The 21500-nt window shown below is 69.6% G+C and carries 25 protein-coding genes; 15 read left to right on the top strand and 10 right to left on the bottom strand.

Translation table 11 applies throughout. The features are described 5' to 3' along the window. Position 1: 1 nt before the first annotated feature. The 5 genes from ACS5Q7_RS01305 to ACS5Q7_RS01285 all read right to left on the bottom strand — a co-directional run bounded on the left by ACS5Q7_RS01305 (position 2) and on the right by ACS5Q7_RS01285 (position 4916). Positions 2 to 904 carry a beta-keto acid cleavage family enzyme gene (locus tag ACS5Q7_RS01305; RefSeq protein WP_478337622.1) on the bottom strand — a complete coding sequence of 301 codons (903 nt, stop codon included), beginning with the start codon at positions 902 to 904 and terminating at the stop codon, positions 2 to 4. 64 nt (positions 905 to 968) lie between these two features. Then, positions 969 to 1970 carry a nickel/cobalt transporter gene (locus ACS5Q7_RS01300; RefSeq protein WP_478337621.1) on the bottom strand — a complete coding sequence of 334 codons (1002 nt, stop codon included), beginning with the start codon at positions 1968 to 1970 and terminating at the stop codon, positions 969 to 971. Next, positions 1961 to 2617 carry a DUF1007 family protein gene (locus ACS5Q7_RS01295; RefSeq protein ID WP_478337620.1) on the bottom strand — a complete coding sequence of 219 codons (657 nt, stop codon included), beginning with the start codon at positions 2615 to 2617 and terminating at the stop codon, positions 1961 to 1963. Before ACS5Q7_RS01295 ends, ACS5Q7_RS01300 begins: the two co-directional genes overlap by 10 nt. 81 nt (positions 2618 to 2698) lie before the next feature. Continuing rightward, positions 2699 to 3613: an amino acid ABC transporter substrate-binding protein gene (locus ACS5Q7_RS01290; protein WP_478337619.1), complete on the bottom strand. Its 915-nt coding sequence runs from the start codon at positions 3611 to 3613 to the stop codon at positions 2699 to 2701. 22 nt (positions 3614 to 3635) lie between these two features. Next, entirely contained in the window at positions 3636 to 4916 is a 1281-nt protein-coding gene (locus ACS5Q7_RS01285; RefSeq protein WP_478337618.1) for a dicarboxylate/amino acid:cation symporter, read from the bottom strand. 233 nt (positions 4917 to 5149) lie between these two features. Between ACS5Q7_RS01285 and ACS5Q7_RS01280 the strand changes: the two genes are divergently transcribed. The 10 genes from ACS5Q7_RS01280 (at position 5150) to ACS5Q7_RS01235 (ending at position 14569) form a co-directional block, all read left to right on the top strand. Further along, positions 5150 to 6067, top strand: a complete 918-nt coding sequence (locus ACS5Q7_RS01280; protein ID WP_478337617.1) for a branched-chain amino acid ABC transporter permease — start codon at positions 5150 to 5152, stop codon at positions 6065 to 6067. Then, a complete protein-coding gene (gene livM, locus ACS5Q7_RS01275) occupies positions 6067 to 7464 on the top strand; it encodes a high-affinity branched-chain amino acid ABC transporter permease LivM (RefSeq protein WP_478337616.1) in 1398 nt (465 codons plus the stop codon). Before ACS5Q7_RS01280 ends, livM begins: the two co-directional genes overlap by 1 nt. Continuing rightward, the gene (locus tag ACS5Q7_RS01270; RefSeq protein ID WP_478337615.1) at positions 7464 to 8324 is read left to right on the top strand and encodes an ABC transporter ATP-binding protein; all 861 of its coding nucleotides are present in this window, start codon (positions 7464 to 7466) and stop codon (positions 8322 to 8324) included. Before livM ends, ACS5Q7_RS01270 begins: the two co-directional genes overlap by 1 nt. Positions 8325 to 8334: 10 nt before the next feature. After that, positions 8335 to 9141 (top strand): ABC transporter ATP-binding protein, encoded by an 807-nt coding sequence (locus ACS5Q7_RS01265; protein ID WP_478337614.1) that lies wholly within the window; start codon positions 8335 to 8337, stop codon positions 9139 to 9141. After that, a complete protein-coding gene (locus ACS5Q7_RS01260; protein WP_478337613.1) occupies positions 9134 to 9481 on the top strand; it encodes a DUF6867 family protein in 348 nt (115 codons plus the stop codon). The genes ACS5Q7_RS01265 and ACS5Q7_RS01260 overlap by 8 nt, the downstream gene beginning before the upstream one ends. Positions 9482 to 9545: 64 nt before the next feature. Continuing rightward, entirely contained in the window at positions 9546 to 10667 is a 1122-nt protein-coding gene (locus ACS5Q7_RS01255) for a branched-chain amino acid ABC transporter substrate-binding protein (RefSeq protein ID WP_478337612.1), read from the top strand. Positions 10668 to 11048: 381 nt separating this feature from the next. Continuing rightward, complete coding sequence (locus ACS5Q7_RS01250) at positions 11049 to 11972, top strand: amino acid ABC transporter substrate-binding protein (protein WP_478337611.1); 924 nt, start codon at positions 11049 to 11051, stop codon at positions 11970 to 11972. Positions 11973 to 12218: 246 nt separating this feature from the next. Then, the gene (locus ACS5Q7_RS01245; protein WP_478337610.1) at positions 12219 to 12941 is read left to right on the top strand and encodes an amino acid ABC transporter permease; all 723 of its coding nucleotides are present in this window, start codon (positions 12219 to 12221) and stop codon (positions 12939 to 12941) included. Between the two features lie 58 nt (positions 12942 to 12999). Next, entirely contained in the window at positions 13000 to 13692 is a 693-nt protein-coding gene (locus tag ACS5Q7_RS01240) for an amino acid ABC transporter permease (protein WP_478337609.1), read from the top strand. A gap of 148 nt (positions 13693 to 13840) precedes the next feature. Beyond that, entirely contained in the window at positions 13841 to 14569 is a 729-nt protein-coding gene (locus ACS5Q7_RS01235) for an amino acid ABC transporter ATP-binding protein (protein ID WP_478338005.1), read from the top strand. A 122-nt stretch (positions 14570 to 14691) separates the two neighbouring features. Here ACS5Q7_RS01235 and ACS5Q7_RS01230 read toward each other — a convergent pair whose 3' ends face one another. Then, the gene (locus tag ACS5Q7_RS01230; RefSeq protein ID WP_478337608.1) at positions 14692 to 15714 is read right to left on the bottom strand and encodes a gamma carbonic anhydrase family protein; all 1023 of its coding nucleotides are present in this window, start codon (positions 15712 to 15714) and stop codon (positions 14692 to 14694) included. Between the two features lie 109 nt (positions 15715 to 15823). Here ACS5Q7_RS01230 and ACS5Q7_RS01225 point away from each other — a divergent pair, with 109 nt between their 5' ends. Continuing rightward, on the top strand, positions 15824 to 16294 hold the full coding sequence (locus ACS5Q7_RS01225) for a molybdenum cofactor biosynthesis protein MoaE (protein ID WP_243956255.1): 471 nt from the start codon (positions 15824 to 15826) through the stop codon (positions 16292 to 16294). A gap of 4 nt (positions 16295 to 16298) precedes the next feature. Here ACS5Q7_RS01225 and ACS5Q7_RS01220 read toward each other — a convergent pair whose 3' ends face one another. Further along, entirely contained in the window at positions 16299 to 16448 is a 150-nt protein-coding gene (locus tag ACS5Q7_RS01220) for a hypothetical protein (protein WP_478337607.1), read from the bottom strand. A 126-nt stretch (positions 16449 to 16574) separates the two neighbouring features. On the opposite strand from ACS5Q7_RS01220, the gene ACS5Q7_RS01215 reads away from it, so the two are divergent. Next, entirely contained in the window at positions 16575 to 17720 is a 1146-nt protein-coding gene (locus ACS5Q7_RS01215) for an AI-2E family transporter (protein ID WP_478337606.1), read from the top strand. A 7-nt stretch (positions 17721 to 17727) separates the two neighbouring features. On the opposite strand, the gene ACS5Q7_RS01210 is transcribed toward ACS5Q7_RS01215, so the two are convergent. Continuing rightward, positions 17728 to 18957, bottom strand: coding sequence for an amidase (locus tag ACS5Q7_RS01210; RefSeq protein ID WP_478337605.1), 1230 nt, complete (start codon positions 18955 to 18957; stop codon positions 17728 to 17730). Positions 18958 to 19086: 129 nt separating this feature from the next. Between ACS5Q7_RS01210 and ACS5Q7_RS01205 the strand changes: the two genes are divergently transcribed. Further along, complete coding sequence (locus tag ACS5Q7_RS01205; protein WP_478337604.1) at positions 19087 to 20097, top strand: extensin-like domain-containing protein; 1011 nt, start codon at positions 19087 to 19089, stop codon at positions 20095 to 20097. A 28-nt stretch (positions 20098 to 20125) separates the two neighbouring features. After that, positions 20126 to 20263 (top strand): hypothetical protein, encoded by a 138-nt coding sequence (locus ACS5Q7_RS01200; protein WP_478337603.1) that lies wholly within the window; start codon positions 20126 to 20128, stop codon positions 20261 to 20263. Positions 20264 to 20278: 15 nt separating this feature from the next. Here the strand turns inward: ACS5Q7_RS01200 and ACS5Q7_RS01195 are convergent, their stop codons facing one another. After that, the gene (locus ACS5Q7_RS01195) at positions 20279 to 20605 is read right to left on the bottom strand and encodes a type II toxin-antitoxin system PemK/MazF family toxin (RefSeq protein WP_478337602.1); all 327 of its coding nucleotides are present in this window, start codon (positions 20603 to 20605) and stop codon (positions 20279 to 20281) included. Further along, positions 20602 to 20859, bottom strand: a complete 258-nt coding sequence (locus ACS5Q7_RS01190) for an AbrB/MazE/SpoVT family DNA-binding domain-containing protein (protein ID WP_478337601.1) — start codon at positions 20857 to 20859, stop codon at positions 20602 to 20604. Before ACS5Q7_RS01190 ends, ACS5Q7_RS01195 begins: the two co-directional genes overlap by 4 nt. Before the next feature lie 171 nt (positions 20860 to 21030). On the opposite strand from ACS5Q7_RS01190, the gene ACS5Q7_RS01185 reads away from it, so the two are divergent. After that, positions 21031 to 21495 (top strand): hypothetical protein, encoded by a 465-nt coding sequence (locus tag ACS5Q7_RS01185; RefSeq protein ID WP_478337600.1) that lies wholly within the window; start codon positions 21031 to 21033, stop codon positions 21493 to 21495. Positions 21496 to 21500: the final 5 nt, after the last annotated feature.

The following is a 21500-nucleotide window of genomic DNA, read 5'->3' as shown; positions in this document are numbered from 1 at the left end:
CCTATGCCGTTGCTTGAGAAAGCGCGCCCGGAGTCAGGCCCAGGATCGCCCGCGCCTCGGCCGGCGTCGCGGGCGTGCGATCGATATGCGCGAGCAGGCTCACCGCCTTCTCGACGAGGGCGGCGTTGCTCGGGGCGAGCTGCCCCCGCCCGAGATAGAGGTTGTCCTCCAGCCCGACGCGGACATGGCCGCCCATCCCCGCCGCCACCGCGAGCATCGGGAACTCGGCCCGGCCGATGCCGAAGGCCGACCAGACCGCGTCCTCCGGCAGGCGGGCGCGCAGGGCGACGAGGGTCTCGGGCGTGGCCGGCGCCCCCCAGGGGATGCCGAGACAGAGCTGGAACAGCGGCGGCCGGGCGAGGTGCCCCTCCGTGATGAGGTGCCGGGCGAGCTCGATATGGCCGAGGTCGAACACCTCGATCTCGGGCTTCACCCCGGCCTCGCGGATCGCCTGCGCCATCGCCCGCAGGTGCGAGGGCGTGTTGAGGAATAGGTGCTCGCCGAAATTCATCGTGGCGATGTCGAGGGTGCAGATCTCGGGCTTCAGCGCGCCGACATGCCGGGTCCGCGCCTCGGGCGTGACGAAGGTGGTGCCCGGCCCTGCGACGGCCGGATCCGGCTCGCCCGGCACGAAGCGTCCGCCCGCGCCCGTGGTGAGGTTGAGGATGACGTCTCCGTTGCGCTCGCGGATGCGCTCCACGACCTCGCGATAGAGGGCGAGCTCCATGCTCGGCGCCCCGGTCTCGGGATCGCGAACGTGGATGTGGACGATGGCCGCCCCCGCCGAGGCGGCGTCGAGGGCGGATCGGGCGATCTGCTCGGGCGTCACCGGCACGGCCGGGTTCTTCTTCGGCGTGTCGAAGGAGCCCGTCAGCGCGCAGGTGACGATCGTCCTGTCGGTCATGTTCACTCCTCCCGCTTTTGCGCCAGAGTGGCACGGCGGCGGGAGGCTGGCGAGGCGTCGCGCCCTAGCCACCGACGCCTGTGGCGACACCGGCGAGCATGGCCGCGCCCAGCACCAGCACGAAGGCGGCGGCCAGCAATTCGAGGCCACCGATCGCCATCGCCCCGGCCTGCCCGCGCCCTCCAGCGAGCGCCAGGGCGGCGCGCTTGGCGAAGACGGCGAGCGCCGCGAGCGCCGTGGTGGTGAGAGCGGTGCCCACCGCCATGGCGAGGACGGCGAGGATGCCGGCGAGCGGCACGCCCTGCGCCAGGGCGAAGACCAGCACCAGCACCGCCCCGGCACAGGGCCGCGAACCCGCCGCGACGACGATTCCCGCCCGCGCCCGCCAGGATCGCGCCGCCTCGATGCGCTCGGCATCCGGCATGTGGGCGCAATCCGGCCCGCAGGCGGATTGCGCCGGCTCACCCGCCGCGAGCTGTCCGGCCTTGCGCCATGTCAGGGCGAGACCGGCGGCGGCGACCAGGGCGAAGCTTGCTGTCTCGATGAAGGTGCCGGCCCGCGTCATGGTCGCGGCGGTGGCGTGGAGCACGAGGCTGCCGACCCCCACCAGCGCCATCGCCACGGCGGCCTGCAGCAGGGCGGCGCAGGCGCTGAGCGCGCAGCCGAGGCGGAAGGCGCGCTCCCCCGCCAGGATGTAGCCGGCGATGACGGCCTTGCCGTGCCCCGGGCCGGCGGCGTGGAAGACGCCGTAGGCGAAGGCGAGCCCGATCAGCGGCGTCCAGTCGCCGCCGCCCTTGAGGGCGGTGACGGCGGCGTTCATCGCCCGCGAAAAGCTCGCTTGCAGCGAGAGGATGAGCCCGCCGAGCCCGGTGGCGGCGGGGGCCGCCTCGCGGAAGCCGATGCCGAAGGGCGAGCGCGGCGGCGGGGCGGCGAGGCCGGGGGCGATGAGCCACGCCAGCAGGGCGACGAGCAGGGTCGCCAGGACGATGGCCCCGGCCATCAGCGCGAGGCGACGCGGCAGGCGCGAGACGGGCGCCGCGGGGGCGAGGCCGAGCCCTACGGACATGCGACGATCACCCTGTTGGCGAATTGCTCGCCGTAATTCGAGGCGGCGGTGAGAGCTTCGAAGAACGCTTCGCTCATGCCCGTCTTGGCGTCGGCGACCTTCGCCTGATCGTTCTTCGGCCGTGTGACCGAGGCGGTGCAGCCCGGCGGCGCCCCCGTCAGCGTCACCGCATCCTGCCCCTCCGCGAAGCCGAAGGAGACGAAGAAGGTCGGGTCGTAGACCTCGAGCGCCGCCACGCCCCGTCCCGGCGCCGCCGGGCTCTTGAGCGGCAGGAGGAAGCTGAGCGTAAGGGCGTTGCCGTCCATGTGCATCGCCGCCTCGCGGGGCTCGGCGAAGGCCTGTTCCTTGCCGGCGACCTTGAGCTTCGTGAAATAGCCGAACTCGGCGAGGTTCTCGGTGTTCGTGGCCGCGAGGGAGGCCAACTCGTCGGGGGTGAGCTTGCCGTCCTTGTTGGCGTCGAGTCCTTGCGTGACGAAGGCCGAGTATTCCGGATCGAACGTCCAGGCGTGGCGGATGCCCGCGACCTTGCCGTCGGCGTAGGCGACCTGCGCCTTGGCGGTGACCCAGACGTGGGGATGGGCCTGCGCGACCGTGGCGGCACAGCAGGCGGCGCCGATGAGGAGGCTGCGAAGGGCGGCGGTCGACATGGGCGGCACGCTCGCGGCGATGGGTCAACGAAGGGTGAACCCGCGCTTGTTCGCCCGTCCGTTGGGCGAAAGCGAGGCGCCCTATTGCCCCGCGTCCAGCCCCATCAGCTGGAAGCTCACCCGCAGGTCGTCCGACATCGGCACGTCGAGGCGCTCGCCGTTCGGCAGGCGCTTGAGGAACCAGCGCTCGTAGGTCCAGCGCAGCTCGCGGCTTTCCGCCAGCCGGGTGAATGTGTCCGAGACGAGGGCGGCGAATTCCGGGTCGTCCTTGCGGAACATGATGCCGTAGGGCTCGAAGGACAGCTTGTCCGGCAGCACCGTGTAGGAGGCGCCGTCCGCCGGATCGGTGGCGATGAGGCCGTAGAGGAGGATGTCGTCCAGGGCGAAGGCATCGGCCTTGCCCGCCTTCACCAGGGCGAAGGAGGCGGCGTGGTCCGGGGCGGTGATCACCTGCGCATCGATCTTCAGGCGGGCGAGCAGATCGCGCAGGATGCGCTCGTTGGTGGTGCCGGCGGTGACGACCACCGTCCGTCCGGCCAGATCCCGGTAGGAGCGGAGCGGGGAATCCTTGCGCACGAGAAGCTTCGTGGCGCTGATGAAATCCACCGGCGAGAAAGCGACCTGCTTGCGCCGCTCGGCATTGGCGGTGGTGGAGCCGCATTCGAGATCGATCGTGCCGGAGGTGATCGCGGCGATGCGGGTCTCGGAGGTGACAGGCTCGTAGCGCACCTTGAGGGGGCGGCCGACCGCCTTCTGCACGTCGTCCACGATCTCGCCGCACAGGTCGATGGCGTAGCCCACCACCCGTGGCGTGCCGTCCGCCCGCTTGCCCTCCACGAAGGAGAAGGGGATCGAGCTCTCCCGGTAGCCGATCACGATCTCACCCCGCTCGGCGGCGGTCTTGAGGGCGCCGGTCAAAACCTCCACCGCCACCGCGGGGCGGGCGGCCAGCGTCAACGCGAGCGCGAGGGCGAGGACCCTGTTCCGCGTACCCATGTCGGCCATCCCCTTCCCTGCCCTACTCCGCCGGCGCGGCCGCGCCGGGGACGTGATCGAGGCGCTGGTCCTCCAGGGTGAGCTGGCCCTCCCACTTCGCCACCGCGACGGTGGCGATGCTGTTGCCGAGCACGTTGGTCGCCGACCGGCCCATGTCGAGGAACTGGTCGATGCCGATGATCAGCAGCAGCCCCGCCTCGGGGATGTTGAACTGCGACAGGGTCGCCGAGATCACCACCAGGGAGGCGCGGGGCACGCCGGCCATGCCTTTCGATGTAACCATCAGGAGGAGCAGCATCGTGAATTGCTGCGTCCAGCTCAGCGGGATGTTGTAGGCCTGCGCGATGAACATCACCGCGAAGGTGCAGTACATCATCGAGCCGTCCAGGTTGAAGGAGTACCCCATCGGCAGCACGAACGAGGTGATCTTGTTCGGCACGCCGAATTGTTCGAGGTTCGAGAGCAGCTTCGGATAGGCCGCTTCGCTCGACGCGGTGGAGAAGGCGAGCACGAACGGCTCCTTGATGAGATTCACCAGCCGGCTGATCCCGCCCCCGCCGACGAGCAGGGCGCCGACCCCCATCAGCAGCACCCACAGGCAGAACAGCCCGAAGTAGAACATCAGCATGAACTTGCCGTAGGTGATGAGAACACCGATGCCCTGGGTGGTGATGGTCGCCGCGATGGCCGCGAAGACCGCCACGGGGGCGAACATCATCACGTAGCCCGTGACCTTGAGCATCACGTCGGCGACGCCCTCGATCCCCTTGGCGAGGAACTGCCCCTTCTCCCCGAGGGCGGCGAGCGCCACGCCGAAGAAGATCGAGAAGACCACGATCTGCAGGATCTCGTTGTTGGCCATCGCCTCCACCGCGCTCTTGGGCACGAGGTGGGTGACGAACTCCTTCAGGGAGAGCGAGGCGGCCTTCAGGCCGGTGCCCGCTCCGGCGTCAGGCAGAGGCAAGTTCAGGTTGTGACCGGGCTGGAGCAGGTTCACCAGCATGAGGCCGAGGAGGAGCGAGCAGAACGAGGCGCCCACGAACCACAGCAGCGCCTTGCCGCCGACGCGGCCGACGGCGGCAGTATCGCCCATATGCGCGATGCCCACGACCAGCGTCGAAAACACCAGCGGCGCGATGATCATCTTGATCAGCCGCAGGAAGATGTCGGACACCAGCGCGATGTAACCGGCGATCTCCTTGGCGGTGTTGGGATCGGGCCACGTGATACTGCAAGCGTACCCGACCGCGATGCCGAGAACCATGCCGATAAAGATGAGTGTCGTCAGTCTCGATCCGGCCATTGCTGAACCCTCCCCGCACCCGCCCGGGTCGATTTGTTACAACTTCTCGTAACGGTCGAGCAGAGACCGTGCCATCCGCAAGCCCGGATGCTGAAATTTATGCGGCAAATGCCCGGTTTTGTGTCGATGACCCTCCCGGGGGGGCGGTGGCGTCGAGGCTACGCTTGCGGTACGGGTCTTGCGGACCTGCACCGGACGATGACCAATCGCCGGGGCATCACACGGACGGGTGCATGGACGTCTTCCTGCAGCAGCTCATCAACGGCCTGACGCTCGGCTCGATCTACGGGTTGATCGCCATCGGCTATACGATGGTCTTCGGCATCATCGGCATGGTGAACTTCGCCCATGGCGACGTCTTCATGGTTTCCTGCTTCATCGCGCTGATCGTCTTCCTGCTGCTGACGACGTGGCTCGGCATCTCCTCGATCGTGCTGGCCTTCCTGATCGTCCTCGTGGTGGCCATGGTGCTCACCGCCCTCTGGGGGTGGGCCATCGAGCGGGTCGCCTACCGGCCGCTGCGCGGCTCCTTCCGCCTCGCCCCGCTGATCTCGGCCATCGGCGTCTCGATCTTCCTGTCGAACTTCGTGCAGGTGGTGCAGGGCGCCCGCAACAAGTCGATGCCGCCGGTCTTCTCGGGGGGCATCACCGTGCTGGAGCGCGACGGGTACACGGTGTTCCTGTCCTACAAGCAATGCCTCATCATGGCGGTGACGGCGGTGCTGCTGACGGGCTTCTGGTACCTCGTCCAGCGGACGCCGTTCGGGCGCGCCCAGCGGGCCTGCGAGCAGGACCGGAAGATGGCCGCGCTGCTCGGCATCGACGTGGACCGGACGATCTCGCTGACCTTCGTCCTCGGCGCCGCCCTCGCGGCGGTCGCGGGGGTGCTCTACGTGATGTATTACGGCGTGGTATCGTTCTCGGACGGGTTCGTGCCCGGCGTGAAGGCCTTCACGGCGGCGGTGCTGGGGGGCATCGGCTCCCTGCCCGGCGCGGTGCTCGGGGGGCTGATCATCGGCCTGATCGAGACCTTCTGGTCGGCCTATTTCTCCATCGAATACAAGGACGTGGCCGCTTTCTCGATCCTGGCGATCACGCTCATCTTCATGCCCTCGGGGATCCTCGGGCGGCCTGAGGTCGAGAAGGTCTGATGACCCGCCCCGCCACCGCCGCCCTGCCGGACAGCGCGATGGGCGCGATCCTGCGCGATGCCGCCCTCTGCGCCCTCGTCGCCTTCGGCCTCTGCGTCCCGCTCATCGCCTACCGGATGGATCCGGGGCCGGGGAGCGACCTCGTCCTCGTGCCCCGCTGGGGGCTGGTGGCGATCCTTTGCGCGATCACCTTCGGCGTCCGCCTCGGCCAGCGCCTGCTCCTGTTGCGCCGGGACGCGCGGCGGGCGCTCACCCCCTCCCCCGCCCAGGCCACCGAGGCCGTGGGGGGCGAGCCCGATGCCGGGCAGAAGGTGTCGAAATTCGGCCTCATGGCCTTCGTGGCGGTGGCGGTCTCGCTGCCGGTGCTGGCGACGCTCGCCACCGGCGATCTCGGCTCGGCCCGCTACTGGATCGACCTCGGCATCCTCATCCTCACCTACGTGATGCTCGGCTGGGGGCTGAACATCGTCGTCGGCCTCGCGGGGCTCCTCGACCTCGGCTACGTCGCCTTCTACGCGGTCGGCGCCTATTCCTACGCGCTGCTCTCCACCACCTTCGGCCTATCCTTCTGGATCTGCCTGCCGCTGGCCGGGCTGTTCGCCGGCCTGTGGGGGATGCTGCTGGGCTTCCCCGTCCTGCGCCTGCGGGGCGATTACCTCGCCATCGTGACGCTGGCCTTCGGCGAGATCATCCGCCTCGTCCTGATCAACTGGACGGACGTGACCGGCGGCGCGGCGGGGGTGTCCTCGATTCCGCGCGCGACCTTCTTCGGCATTCCCTTCTCGGCGGACGAGGACGGGTTCGCCGCGAAGCTGGGGCTCGAATACGATTCGATGCACCGGGTCGTGTTCCTCTACTACCTGATCCTCGCGCTGGCGCTGATCACCAACCTGGTGACCCTGCGCCTGCGCCGCCTGCCCATCGGCCGCGCCTGGGAGGCCCTGCGCGAGGACGAGATCGCCTGCCGCTCCCTCGGCATCGACACCACGGCGACGAAGCTCACGGCCTTCGCGCTGGGCGCGGCCTTCGGCGGCATCGCCGGCTCGTTCTTCGCCGTGCGGCAGGGCTTCATCTCGCCGGAGAGCTTCACCTTCCTGGAAAGCGCGATCATCCTGGCGATCGTGGTGCTCGGCGGCATGGGCAGCCAGTTCGGCGTCGCCATCGCGGCCGTGGCGATGGTCGCCGGCCCCGAAATGCTGCGCAACCTCGGCGGCCTGAAGGCGGTGTTCGGCGAGGGGTTCGACCCCAACGAGTACCGGCTCCTCCTGTTCGGCCTCGCCATGGTGGCGATGATGGTCTGGCGCCCGCGCGGGCTCATCTCGGTGCGGATGCCCTCGGTGACATTGGGTGAGCGGCGCGCGATCTCCGGCGCCCATGTGAGCGAGGGGCACGGCTGATGGCGGCCCCCGTCCTCACGGTCGATCACCTGACCATGCGCTTCGGCGGGCTGACCGCCATCGCCGACCTGTCCTTCGAGGCGCGCCGGGGCGACATCACCGCGCTGATCGGCCCGAACGGGGCCGGCAAGACGACGGTCTTCAACTGCATCACCGGCTTCTACAAGCCGACCGAGGGGATGCTGACCCTCACCCACGAGGACGGCAGCGCGCACCTTCTGGAGCGCCTGCCGAATCATGAGGTGAACCGAACGGCGCGGGTGGCGCGGACCTTCCAGAACATCCGCCTGTTCCCCGGCATGACGGTGCTGGAAAACCTGCTGGTGGCCCAGCACAAGACGCTGATGCGCGCCTCCGGCTACACGGTGCTGGGGCTCCTCGGCTTCAAGGGGTTTCGCGACGCGCAGGCGGCGGCGGTCGAGAAGGCCAAGGGCTGGCTCACGCGGATCGACCTGCTCGCGCGGGCCGACGAGCCGGCGGGGAGCCTGCCCTACGGCGCGCAGCGGCGGCTGGAGATCGCGCGGGCGATGTGCACCGATCCGGTGCTGCTCTGCCTCGACGAGCCCGCCGCCGGCCTGAATCCGCGCGAGTCGCTGGAACTGAACGCCCTGCTCCGGCACATCCGCGACCACGAGGGCACCTCGGTCCTGCTCATCGAGCACGACATGTCGGTGGTGATGGAGATCTCCGACCACATCGTGGTGCTCGACTACGGCAAGAAGATCGCCGACGGTACGCCGGAGGAGATCCGCACCAACCCGAGCGTCATCGCCGCCTATCTCGGCGTCGAGGACGAGGAGGTCGAGGCGGTGGAGGCCGAGGTGGGCCTGTCCCTGCCGCACGAAGGGCATCCGGCATGAGGGCCGACCGTTGAGCGTCGCCGGCATCAACGTGCTCGTGGAGGAGACCCGCGCGATCCAGGCGGGGGGCACGCCGCCGCTCCTCGCGGTGCGCGGGGTCTCGACCTATTACGGCAGCGTCGCCGCCCTGAGGGGCGTCGATCTCGATGTCGGCGAGGGCGAGATCGTCACGCTGATCGGCGCCAACGGTGCCGGCAAGTCGACCCTGATGATGACCGTGTTCGGCTCGCCCCAGGCGCGTTCGGGCACCATCACCTACGAGGGCCGGGACATCACCCGCGTGCCGACCCACGAGATTGCCCGCCTCGGGATCGCCCAGTCGCCGGAGGGCCGCCGGGTCTTCCCGCGCATGAGCGTGCACGAGAACCTGCAGATGGGCGCCGCCCTCCATGGCGGGCGGTTCTTCGCGGAGGACCTGGAGAAGGTCGTCACCCTGTTTCCCCGCGTCGGCGAGCGGCTGCACCAGCGCGCCGGCACCATGTCCGGCGGCGAGCAGCAGATGCTCGCCATCGCCCGCGCGCTGATGAGCCGGCCGAAGCTGCTGCTGCTGGACGAGCCGTCGCTCGGCCTCGCGCCGCTGGTGGTGAAGGGCATCTTCGACGCGATCCGCCGCCTCAACCGGGAGGACGGGATGACCATCTTCCTCGTGGAGCAGAACGCCTACCACGCCCTCAAGCTCGCCCATCGCGGCTACGTGCTGGTGAACGGGCGCATCACCATGAGCGGCACCGGCCGGCAATTGCTGGACGACCCCTCGGTGAAGGCGGCCTATCTCGAAGGCGGCCACGCCGCGCCTGCGGGGGGCGACCATGCTTGACGGCCTGCTGTTCGAGGAAGGCTCGGTCTGGCTGTTCCTCCTCGTCACGGTGGTGATGGGCGGCTGGGCCGGCTGGATGGCGGCGCGGGGCATCGCCAAGGGCTGGCGGCCCTACTGGCATTGCGTGCCGGCCCTGCTCCTCGTGGCGGCGGCGGTGCGCTTCATCCACTTCGCCCTGTTCGGCGGGACGCTGCTCTCGGCCCATTACTACGCCGTGGACGCGCTGGTGGTGCTGCTGATCGGCTCGGCGGGCTTCCGCACCACGCGGACCCGCCAGATGACGAGCCAGTACCGCTGGCTCTTCGAGAAGACCTCACCGCTGACATGGCGTCCGCGTTGAGTCCTTGAGCTTTCGGCAACTCGTTCCACCCGGCCTTTCCGGGTGCAGACAGGGGAGTGTGGCGATGCGATCGATACTTCTGGCGGGCCTTGCGCTCGGCGTGCTGAGTTCCGGCCCTGCCCTGGCGCAGGTCAAGATGGGGGTGGGCGCGCCGATCACCGGCAACAGCGCGGCCTTCGGCGCGCAGCTCAAGAACGGCACCACCCAGGCCGTGGAGGACTTCAACAAGGCCGGCGGCATCAACGGCCAGAAGGTCGAGCTGAGCGTGGGCGACGACGCGTCCGATCCGAAGCAGGGCGTCTCGGTGGCCAACAAGTTCGCCTCCGACAAGGTGAAGTTCGTGGTCGGCCACTTCAATTCCGGCGTCTCGATCCCGGCCTCGGACGTCTACGCCGATGCCGGCGTCGTCGCGATCAGCCCCGGCTCCACCAACGTGAAGTACACGGAGCGCGGCCTGTGGAACACGTTCCGCGATTGCGGCCGCGACGACCAGCAGGGGACCGTGGCCGGCGACTACCTCGCCGACAAGTACAAGGGGAAGAAGGTCGCCTTCGTCCACGACAAGACCCCCTACGGCAAGGGTCTGGCCGATGAGACCCTGAAGGCGTTCAAGGCCAAGGGCGGCAAGGAAACCCTCATGGAGGGTATCAACCCCGGCGAGAAGGATTATTCCGCCCTCGTCTCCAAGCTGAAGCAGAACGGCATCGATATCGTCTATTTCGGCGGCTACTACACCGAGGCGGGGTTGATCCTGCGCCAGATGCGCGACCAGGGCCTGAAGGCGCCGATGATGGGCGGCGACGGCATGGTGGACCGCGAACTCGTCGCCATCGCCGGCCCGGCCGCCGAGGGCACGCTCACCACCTTCCCGCCGGACGCGCGCAAGAAGCCCGCCGCCAAGGACGTGGTCGCCGCGTTCAAGGCGAAGGGCATCGATCCGGAGGGCTACACCCTCTACGCCTACGCCGCCGCGCAGATCTTCAAGCAGGCCATCGAAGGCGCGAAGTCCACCGATGGCAAGAAGGTCGCCGCCTACATGCGCGAGGGCAAGCCGTTCCAGACGGTGATCGGCCCGATCTCCTTCGACAAGAAGGGCGATATCACCAAGCCCGACTACGTGATCTACGAGTGGAAGAAGGGTGCCGACGGCCAGATCGGCTATGCCGGTAATGAATTGACCCAGTAACCTTTCGCGAACCTAGCTTGGAAGCCGTCCCGTCCAGCCACGGGGCGGCTTTTGCATTGCGAAACCGGCCGGATCGTCAGTCGGAGGCTGTGGGCTCCGGCGTGCGCCCCGATGCACCCGCCCGAAAAACATGCAACATGCCGCTCGCGCGGGCGCTCGGCCCGGCTCCGAGTGTCGGAGAGGCGGCGATTGTGGCTCTGGATGGAGCGATGCGGTTCAGGACGGCCCGGTCCCCGGTCCAGGGATCGCTCGCTCGCCGGTATTCCTTATTTTCCTTCGCCTATCCGGCATCAACGTTGCAAAGGCCCCGCTCGAGCGGGCGGGCCTGCACCCGACACCGCCTGCCGACCGCGTTCGGCCAGACCCAGGAGTTCCGTACCGATGCAGTTCGTTAACGCACGCCGTGGCCTCGCCGCGGCGCTCGGCCTGAGCCTCGCCGTCGCCCCCCTCGCCGCCCAGGCCGAAGACCTGACGGGCACCCTCAAGAAGGTCAAGGATTCCGGGGCCATCACCATCGGCTACCGCGACTCCTCCGTGCCGTTCTCCTATCTCGGCGGCGACGAGAAGCCCGTCGGCTACGCCATGGACATCTGCTACAAGATCGCCGACGCGGTGAAGGCCAAGCTCGGCCTGCCGAAGCTCGACGTGCGGCTCAACCCGGTCACGTCGGCGACCCGCATCCCGCTGATGGCCAACGGCACGATCGACCTCGAATGCGGGTCGACCACCAACAATGCCGACCGGCAGAAGCAGGTGGGCTTCACCAACAGCCACTTCCTCACCGCGACGCGCTTCGTCTCGAAGAAGTCGAACAACCTGCACACGCTCGAGGACCTGAAGGGCAAGACCGTCGTCTCGACCTCCGGCACCACGAACATCCGGCAGATCAACGAGGCCAACACCGAGAAGAAGCTCGGACTGACCATCCTGCCCGCCAAGGACCACGCCGAGGCGTTCCTGATGGTCGAGACCGGCCGCGCCGTCGCCTTCGTGATGGACGACGTGCTCCTCGCCTCCCTCGTCGCCTCCTCCAAGGATCCGGGCGCTTACGAGATCTCCAAGGAAGCGCTCTCGAAGCCGGAGCCCTACGGCATCATGCTCCGCAAGGACGACGCGCCGTTCAAGGCCGTCGCGGACGAGGCGACCGCCAAGCTCTACACCAGCCCCGAGGGCAAGGCGCTCTACGACAAGTGGTTCACGCAGCCGATCCCGCCGCGCAACATCAACCTGAACCTGCCGATGAGCGACGAGATGAAGAAGCAGTTCACCAAGCCGATCGACAGCGCCGATCCGGCTGCCTACTGAGCCTTCGCGTCTGAACAAGCGCCCCGCGGCACGACCCGCGGGGCGCCTCCACGGTGCCGAGACTGGTTCGGGGTTCCAAGCCCCTTCCTCATCCTGAGGTGCCCGCGCGAGCGGGCCTCGAAGGAGGGCTCCAGGGATCGCGGCGCCCACTGGAACCCTCCTTCGAGGCTGCTGCGCAGCACCTCAGGATGAGGGTGAGGGTGGGACATCATCAGTAAGACGCCCTCTCTTGGTAGACATGTCGCGATGAACTACAATTGGAACTGGAGCATCTTCTTCGACCAGTCCCCCGAAGGGACCGGCACCTACGCGGACATGCTCCTGTCCGGCCTGTACTGGACCATCGTGACCGCGCTCTGCGCCTGGGTGATCGCCTTCACCCTCGGCTCGCTCATCGGCGTGCTGCGCACCCTGCCGAGCAAGGCGGCGAACGCCATCGGCACGACCTATGTCGAGATCTTCCGCAACGTGCCGCTGCTGGTGCAGATGTTCCTCTGGTACTTCGTGCTGCCGGAGGTGCTGCCCCGCCAGCTCGGGGATTCCATCAAGCAGCTGCCCGACGCGCCGTTCTACACGGCGGTGGTGTGCCTGGGCTTCTTCACCGCCTCCCGCGTCGCCGAGCAGGTCCGCGCCGGCATCCAGGCCCTGCCGCGCGGCCAGCGGATGGCGGGCACGGCCATGGGCTTCACCACCTGGCAGACCTACCGCTACGTGCTGCTGCCAAACGCCTACCGCATCATCCTGCCGCCGCTGACCTCCGAGTTCCTGAACAACCTCAAGAACACGTCGGTGGCGCTGACCATCGGCCTGCTCGAACTCACCGGCCGGGCGCGCTCGATGCAGGAATTCTCCTTCCAGGTGTTCGAGGCCTTCACCGCCGCGACGCTCCTCTACGTGGCGATCAACCTCGTGGTCGTCGTCTGCGCAAGCCTCCTCGAACGCGCCGTCACCATCCCCGGGCAGCGCTGACCGCCCGAACCCCGCTGCAACCGGCCGCCGACGAGGCGGCGATGATGCGCAGGCCGCGATGCTCTCGAACTTCGATTTCTCCGTCATCCTGACCGCCCTGCCCTACCTGTTCGGGACGGGCATGGTCTTCACCCTGTCGCTCACCGCCATGGCGGCGGCGGGGGGCGTGGTGCTCGGCACCCTGCTCGCGATGGCCCGCCTCTCGGGGATCCCCGGCCTCTGGCACCTCGCCAAGGGCTATGTCGAGCTGTGCCGCTCGCTGCCCCTCGTGCTGGTGATCTTCTGGTTCTACTTCCTCGTGCCGTATATCGGCGCCTACGTGGTCGGCGCCTCGACGCCGATCCAGGTCGGCGCCTTCCCCTCGGCGCTCATCACCTTCACGGCGTTCGAGGCGGCCTACTTCGCCGAGATCATGCGCGCGGGCATCCAGTCGATCCCGAAGGGGCAGACCGGTGCCGCGCAGGCGCTCGGCATGAATTACTGGCAGACGATGGGCAATGTCGTCCTGCCCCAGGCCTTCCGCAACATGCTGCCGCTGCTGCTGACCCAGACCATCGTGCTCTTCCAGGATACGTCGCTGGTCTACGTGCTCTCGCTCACCGATTTCATGGGCGCGGCCTCGAAGGTGGCCCAGCGCGACGGGCGTCTGGTGGAGATGTATATCTTCGCGGCGATCGTCTACTTTGCGATCTGCTTCGCCGCCTCGTTCCTCGTGCGTCGCCTGCAGCGCCGCGTCGCCATCATCCGCTGATCAGGGGACTTTCACCATGACCTCTTCCCCGATGCCGGCCCCGACCGCCTCGCAGCCCGCCGTCGACGCCGACCACGCCCCGAAGGACGCGGGCCTGCAGTCGGGCGGCCTCGTCTCCGGCCTGCCGAAGGGCGCGCCGGGCGAGACGATGATCGCCATCGACGCCATCAGCAAATGGTATGGCGACTTCAAGGTACTGACCGATTGCACCACCAAGGTCGCCAAGGGCGAGGTGGTGGTGGTCTGCGGCCCCTCGGGCTCGGGCAAGTCGACGCTCATCAAGTGCGTGAACGCCCTGGAGCCCTTCCAGAAGGGTCAGATCACGGTGGCGGGCACCAAGGTGCTCGACAAGTCCACCAACCTGCCGAAGCTGCGCTCGCGGGTCGGCATGGTGTTCCAGCATTTCGAGCTGTTCCCGCACCTGACGATCACCGACAACCTCACCATCGCCCAGCGCAAGGTGCTCGGCCGCAGCGCCGAGGATGCCAAGAAGCGCGGCCTCGATCTGCTCGCCCGCGTCGGCCTCGGCGCCCACGCGCACAAGTTCCCCGGCCAGCTCTCCGGCGGCCAGCAGCAGCGCGTGGCCATCGCCCGCGCGCTCGCCATGAACCCGGTGGTGATGCTGTTCGACGAGCCGACCTCGGCTCTCGACCCGGAGATGGTGGGCGAGGTGCTCGACGTGATGGTGGAGCTCGCCAAGGAGGGCATGACCATGATGGTCGTGACCCACGAGATGGGTTTCGCCCGCAAGGTCGCCGACCGGGTGATCTTCATGGACCGAGGCGAAATCGTCGAGGACGCCACGAAGGACGAGTTCTTCGGCAGCCCCCGCTCCGAGCGCGCGCAGACCTTCCTGTCGAAGATCCTGCAGCACTGAGGGGCGCTTCCCCTCTCGCCGTCATTGCGAGGCACGAAGCAATCCAGGGTGGCGGGCCGTATCCGGACGTGGCGCGGCCCTGGATTGCTTCGCTTCGCTCGCAATGACGGCGGGCGCGGTCGCTACCCCGCCATCGCCTCCTGCGCCGCCCGGTACTCGCGACCGTGGCGGCAATAGCTCTCCACGATGCGCAGCATCATCGAGCGCCGCTCGGCGTCGAGGGGGCCGAGGATCCGCGCGGGGCGGCCGCCCCAGAGATGGCCGGATTCGAGGATCTGGCCGGGATCGGTGGTGGACCCCGCCGCCAGCATCACGTCGTCCGCGATCAGCGTGCCCGGTGCCACGACCGCACCAATGCCGATGAGGCTGCGGGCGCCGATGCGGGAATCGGCGATGCGGACATTGTGCGCGATGGTGGTGTCGCGCCCGATCACCACGCCCTCGCCCCGCGAGCGGATCACCGTGTTGTCCTGAATGTTGGTGTCGGCGCCGACCACGATGGGTCCGGCCTCGGCCTCCAGCGCGCAGCAGAACAGCACGCTCGCCCCCGCCCCCAGCCCGACGCGCCCGCGCAGGCGCGCGGTGCGGGCCACGAACACGTCCGGGTCGAGCTCCTGCGGCGGCTCGGGATCGGCGCCGAGCCCCTCGGCGCTGCGCTCGCGGACCCGTTCGGCGCGCTCGGCCGCCTCCCCCGGCGCGATCGGGCGCACCGCCTTGGCGGGGCTGCCGGCATAGGCGAAGCCCCCCGCGAGGTCCGAGCGGGGGAACACCGTGGCCCCCGCCTCGATCACCGCGCCGTCGCCGATGCTCGACCCGTCGAGGATCACCACGTCGTCCTCGACCACCACGTCCGAGCCGATCGTGCAGGCATGGAGCACGCTGTTGCGCCCCACCGTCACCCGGTCGCCGCAGGTCGTGCCGTGGGTGAAGGTGGCGATGTGGACGGTCGAGCGGTGGCCGAGCCAGAACCGGTCCCCCAGGGTCACGCGCTGCCCGTCGGCGCGGATCACCGCCGCGTCCCCGAGCCAGGCCTGATCGCCGATCCGCGCCGCGCCGATCACGGTGCTGCCGCTCCCGCACCAGACCGGACGGCTGGCGAAGGACGGCGTCTCGCCCTCGTATGGCAGCGTCAGCTCTGGGTTCATGATGCCTCGTGCCTCCCGCGGCCCCGGTTCGGCCTCCGGCTCCTCCGTGCCATATAGGGCGCAGCGCAAACAGTCAGGCGCCCCATGGGGCGGCCCCCGAAAGTCCGCCATGGAATCTCCGCTGCCCCCCGCGAAGGTCTCGATCCAGGCCGAGCCTTTCGACCTCGCGCGGGAGGTCGCCCGCGTCGAGGCGGAGCTTGCGGGGAAGGCCGGGGCGGTCGTCACCTTCTCGGGGCTGTGCCGCGACGAGGCGGGGCGCCTCGCCGCCCTCGAACTGGAGCATTACCCCGGCATGGCCGAGGCCGAGATCGGCCGGGTGGTCGAGGAGGCGGAAACGCGCTGGCCGCTCCAGGCGGTGCGCGTCATCCACCGGCACGGGCTCGTCCGGCCGGGCGAGGGCATCGTCTTCGTGCTGACGGCCTCGGGCCATCGCATCGCGGCCTTCGAGGCGGCGAGCTTCCTGATGGATTACCTGAAGACGCGGGCGCCGTTCTGGAAGCGCGAGCATCTGGCCGACGGGACGGTCGGCGGCTGGGTGGAGGCCACCGCCGCCGACGACGCGGCGGCGGGGCGCTGGTAGCGTCCTAGCCGCCGATCAGCGACAGGAGCACCAGCGCAACGGCGCCGCCCGCGATGGCGAGGCCCATCAGCACCACGCTGCTCAACTGATCCCGCTTGTCGATGTTGTCGCCGGGGGCGAGGTGGTTGAACCGGGTGCTGCCGTAATTGTCCATGCGGAGGTGCTCCTGAGCGTGATGGGTCCGGGCATCAACGCGCATCCCCCGCATTCGTCGCCCAGGGGTTGACCGGCGGGCCTGCGACGCGTTCGACGTGGGGCTCAGTGGCCGCCAGGGATCGTGATGACCGAATCGAAGCTCGAGGCCCTGAACGGGCCGGTCGGCCCATGGCGGGGGGCAGCCCCCCTCGCCGGCTCCGGCATCGCCGTGGTCTGCTTCACCGCCGCCCTGGCCCTGGCCTGGATGTCGGCGGGCACGCTGCTCCTGATCTTCGCCGGCGTGCTGCTGGGCGTGTTCCTCGATGGGCTGACGCGGGCGCTCGCCTATGTCCTGCCGCTGCCGCGCAGCCTGCGGCTGACGCTGGCGAGCGTCACCGTCGCGCTCCTGGCGCTCGGCTTCGCCACCTATGGCGGCACCACCGTCGCGCAACAGGGGCGTGACCTCGGCAGCACCATCAAGACGCAGGCCGATTCCGTGAACACCTGGCTCGCCGACCACGGGATCGACGTGCCCCTCCTCGGCCCGGCGAAGGATGACGGCCGGTCCGCGCGGGAGCCCGGCCAGCAGGAAAGCGGCCTCGGCGGCCTCGCCTCCGGGCTGCTCAAGAGTTCCGGCTCGGTCCTGTCGAGCGCGGGCAGCGTGCTCGGCCCGGCGACGGCGGTGGTGCTCGGCCTCGTGGACGCCGTGGGCAACCTCCTCGTCATCGTCTTCCTCGGTGCCGCCTTCGCCGCCGACCCGCACAGCTACCGCGACGGCGTGCTGCGCTTCATACCCCCCACGAAGCGCCGCCGGGGGGCGAAGGTGCTCGACGGGGCGGGCGAGACCCTGCGCCACTGGCTGTTCGGCCAGTTGCTGACCATGACGGCGATCTTCCTGTTCACCTGGGCGGGCCTCGCCTTCCTCGGCATCGGCGGCGCGCTGATCCTCGGCCTGCAGGCGGGGCTCCTCGCCTTCGTGCCCACGGTGGGGCCGCTGGTGGCCGGCCTCGTCATCCTGCTCGCCGCGCTGGCGTCAGGGCCGAAGGCGCTGCTCGGGGCGCTCGGCGTCTACCTCGCGGTGCAGTGCCTGGAGAGCTACGGGCTCACGCCCTTCATCCAGAAGCGGGCGCTCGACATCCCCCCGGCGACGATCTTCGCCGGGCAGCTGGTGCTCGGCGTGATCTTCGGCCTATGGGGCATCGCGCTTGCCCTGCCGCTGCTCGCGGTGATCAAGGTGCTGCTCGAACAGCTCTACGTCGAGGACACGCTCGGCGAGCATCCGGGGCATTGAGGGGGGCTCACCCCCGCATTGCCCCCTCGATCAACTTGGCGACGGCGAGCACTTGCCCGTCGCCGCCGAACCGGCCGATGACCTGCACGCCCACCGGCAGGCCGTCGCCGGGCACCGGCACGTTCACGCAGGGCACGCCCATCAGCGTCCAGAGCCGGTTGAAGCGCGGATCGCCCGTGGAGGCGAGGCTCACCGGCGCCGGGCCGGGGGCCGAGAAGGTGAGGATGGCGTCGAACTCGCCGAACAGCCCCTTCAGCACCCGCCTCGCCCGGTGGGCGTGGCGGCGGGCGTCGTCGTAGGTCGCGGGGGCGGTCGCGTCGCCCGCTTCGAGGTTGCGCCTCACCTCGGGCGGGAGGCTATCGCGATGGGCGGTGAACTCCCAGCCCAGCGCCTGCCGCGCCTCGTAATCCTGGATGGCGCCGTGGCGCTCCCAGGCCTGCGCCAGTTCCTGCGGCAGCGCCAGGTCGAAGACGCGGGCGCCCGCCCGCTCGGCGGCGGCGCGGGCCGTGGCGAGCGCCGCCTCGGCCGCGGGCTCGGGCGCCTCCGCGAAATCCTGCCGCACGAGGGCGATGCGGGGGCTGGACGCGGATTCCCCGTCGATCCCGTCCCGGCCGGTGATGGCGGCGAGCGCATAGGCGAGATCGCCCACGCCCGCCGCGAACAGGCCGACCGTGTCGAGGGCCCAGGACCACGTCTTCACACCGACCGTCGGGATCAGCCGGAAGGAGGGCTTGATCGCCGCGCAGCCGCAGAAGCTCGCCGGGCGGATCACCGAGCCCGCCGTCTGGGTGCCCAAAGCCAGCGGCAGCATGCCGGCGCCCACCGCCGCCGCCGAGCCCGCCGACGACCCGCCCGGCGTGTGGCCGGGATCGTGCGGATTGCGCGTTTCGGTGGGGTCTGAGCTGGCGTAGGCGGTGGTGGTGGTCTTGGCGAGCGCCACCGCGCCGCGCTCCTTCAGCCGCGCCACGACGGCCGCGTCCGCCTTCGGGCGCCACCCCTCGTAGAGCGCGGTGCCGAGCTGCGTCGGCAGGGTGGCGGTGTCGATGATGTCCTTGATGCCGACCGCGATGCCCGCGAGCGGCCCGTCCTGCGGGATGGCCGGATCGGGATCGATCGCGACGAAGGCGCCAATGGCCGGATCGCGCGCGGCGATGGCCTCCCGGCAGAGGTCGACGGCGCCGGCCGGGGTCAGGGCGCCGGCGGCGATACGGGCGCGGAGATCGAGGATCGAAAGCATCGCCTATCTGGTCGACCAGGGCGGGGGCCTGTCAACCGCGAAGGCGTGGATCGTCCCATGCCACACTGGCCAGGAAAGCGAATTCGCGCTTGACGAAGCGTTTACGGGATCGTGCGCAACGTCCGGTTCATGCGGCGTAGCGTTCTCGCGTTCTCAGGCCTTGCCCTGTTCGGGGCGGCCCTCACGGCCTGCTCGGTCAACCGGTTCGAGCGGCGCGAGCCGTGGCGTGACCAGGCGGAGCAGGTGTGCCTCGCCAAGAAGCTGGTGACGCAGACCGAATTCATCACCCCGGCGGCCGCCATCGACGGCCCCGGCCCTTGCGGGATGCAGCAGCCCTTCCGGGTCACGCGGCTCGGCAACGGCTCCGTACTGCTCAAGCAGCGGATGACCCTGGGCTGCCCGGCGCTCGCCGAGGCCGAGGCATGGCTCGCGGATACGATTCAGCCGGCGGCCGAACTCTATTTCGGCGTGCCCGTGGCCGAGATCAACGCCGGCTCCTATTCCTGCCGTGGCCGCAACAACCAGGCCGGCGCCAAGCTGTCCGAACACGGCTTCGGCAATGCCATCGACGTGATGTCGCTCAAGCTCGCGGACGGCCATGTCATCACCGTGAAGGGCGGATGGCGCGGCACCGAGGCGGAGCAGGGCTTCCTCCGGGAGATCTTCCTGGGCGCGTGCCAGCGCTTCACGACGGTGCTGGCGCCGGGCTCGAACGTGTTCCACTACGACCACATCCACGTCGATCTCGCCCGGCACGACCCGCGCGGCCTGCGCCGGATCTGCCAGCCGCTCATCAAGTTCACGCCGCAGCTCGGCGGCGACGGCCCGCGCCCGCTCGCGAAGCCCGTCCCGCCGCCGCGCCAGCCCGCGCCGCCGCAGGCCCCGGTGGATATCGAGGAAGACGATCCCTACGGCGTCGCGCCGATGTCGAAGGCCGCGAGCCCGACGCAGGTGGCCCGCGCCCCCGTCCGCGTGCCGGCGCAGGTTCCCTCGGCCTATACCTCGGTGCAGCCGCGTCCGAGCTTCGCCCCCCGCCCGGCGCCGCGCGTCGCCGCCGTGCCGGAGGAGCCGGGCGAAGAATACGGCGAGCCGCTGCAACTCGGCGCACCGCCGCCCTCCGTCGACGGGCCGATCTACTGATCCGGCGGGTCCGCCCTATACCGGACCCATGCGACGCCTCATGCTCGGCGGCTTCATCGCCGCGATCTTCGTGGGAATTCTCCTGATCGGCCTGTGGTGGACGAAGGCGACCCCCGTCGTCCCCGCCACCCCACCGGACCCGGCCTCGTCGTCGGCGCCGAAGTAGGGCGCAGGGACCGCCCTACTCGAACAGCGTCGCCATCCGCGCCAGGACTTCGTCCAGGATGGGCGCCGGCAGGCTTTCGACCCGGCGGCCGTTGCGGGCGGTGAGGTCGAGGACGCGGGGCTGGTCGCAGCGCACGACGCCACTGGTCTGCGTGCCGGTGAGGGGCACGGCGAAGCCGATGCGGCGGGCGAAGTCGCCGCCCGTCGTGATCGGCGCGATCACCGGAAGGCCGGTGGTCCGGTTGAATGCGTCCGGCGAGACGATCACCACCGGGCGGTGCCCGCGCTGCTCGTGGCCACGGGTCGGTTCGAGGTCGACCATGTAGACGTCGCCCCGTTTCACAGGGGCTCGTCCCCGATGGACGGCGCATCGACCCATTCGCGCTCCTCGGGCGGCTGGGGCTCGGAATAGTCCGACGCGGCCAGCAATTCGGCCATCGTGTAGCGCGGCCGTGTCTGCGGTTCGACCACGAGGCGCCCGTTATCGACGGCCAATGCCACCCGCGATCCGGCGCCGAGACTCAGGAGATCAAGCAGGGCCGGCGGCACCGTCAGCATTACAGAGCCGCCGACCTTGCGCAGGTTCGTCGTATGCATGGACAACCTCCGGTGTTATATCTAAGTATAATCCATTGCGTGGGATCGGGCAACGCGCCACCGTGGCCTGTGGGCCTCACCGGGCGGGCAATCCGCCCGCGCGGCGTGGGGGCGGCTTGACTGATGGCGCGCCCCGGCCATCGTCCGATCATGCCGGTTCGGACCCTTGTCATGCGCCCCTTTCTCGTCCGCCTCACCCTCGGGCTCGCGCTCGGCCTGACAGCCGCCTGCGCCGCCGAGGCCCGCTCCGCCCGCGAGGACGTGGAGCCCGCCGAGGAGCGGGTCTTCCCCTACGACGCGCAGATTCCGGGCTGCCAGGATCCGGACGTGCTGGAGAAGGTGGCCACGAACTTCGCCGAGAAGGAAGCGAAGTTCTGGAACTCGTCCATGACCATCGTCTCCTTCGACAGGATCGAGCGGACGGCGTGGCGCCCCTGGGGCCTCGATGCCATCCCGCGCCGGTTCTGCAGCGCGGTCGCCACCACCTCGGACGGCCTGCGCCGCAAGGTCGATTATTCCGTGCGCGAGAGCCTCGGCATCATCGGCATGACCTGGGGCGTCGAGTTCTGCGTCCACGGCCTCGACCGCGATCTCTCCTACGCCTACGCCACCGCCTGCCGGATGGCGCGGCCCTGAGCGGA

This window comes from Methylobacterium sp. Gmos3 (assembly GCF_056430985.1).
Note: the sequence above shows the minus strand (reverse complement) of the source record. Positions and strands in the feature narration are given on the sequence as shown.